The following is a 527-nucleotide window of genomic DNA, read 5'->3' as shown; positions in this document are numbered from 1 at the left end:
GAACCTGCGATAATCAGCATTGAGTTGCCAAGGGTGAAGCCAATCCCTGCGGCGGCCCAACCTGAGAACGAGTTCAATAAAGACACGACCACTGGCATATCACCGCCACCGATTGGCGCAATCCACATCCAACCAAATATAACGGCAATCACTGCCATCGCATAAAACGCTGGTAATGAATCCGTGATGAAATACACGCCACCAAAACCAATCATCGCAATGAATAATAGCGCTTGAACAGGTTTTACCCAGCCGCCAACCAATGTTTTCGCCCAGCTTTTTGCTGCCAGTTTACCAAAGGCAAAAACCGACGCTGAGAAGGTAATCGCACCGATAAAACAACCGATAAATAACTCAACACGGGCAACCGCGCCATGTTCTTGCTCAGTGTGTAATACCGTCGCAAGGGCAATCGCAACCGCTGCCAAACCGACAAATGAATGCATCAAAGCAACGGTTTCTGGCATCTGCGTCATTGCGACTGTTTTTGCCTTCCACATACCAACGACGGCACCTAAGATCATCGC

At 49.1% G+C, this 527-nt stretch carries 1 protein-coding gene; it reads right to left on the bottom strand.

The window, feature by feature from the left end; genetic code table 11:
• On the bottom strand, window positions 1–527 hold a 527-nt coding region (locus ACS8FC_RS20695; protein ID WP_439298165.1), incomplete at both ends, for an NAD(P)(+) transhydrogenase (Re/Si-specific) subunit beta.

This window comes from Psychrobacter sp. 1Y4 (assembly GCF_051847555.1).
The sequence above is the reverse complement of the archived record's forward strand: the minus strand, read 5'-3'. Positions and strand labels throughout refer to the sequence as shown.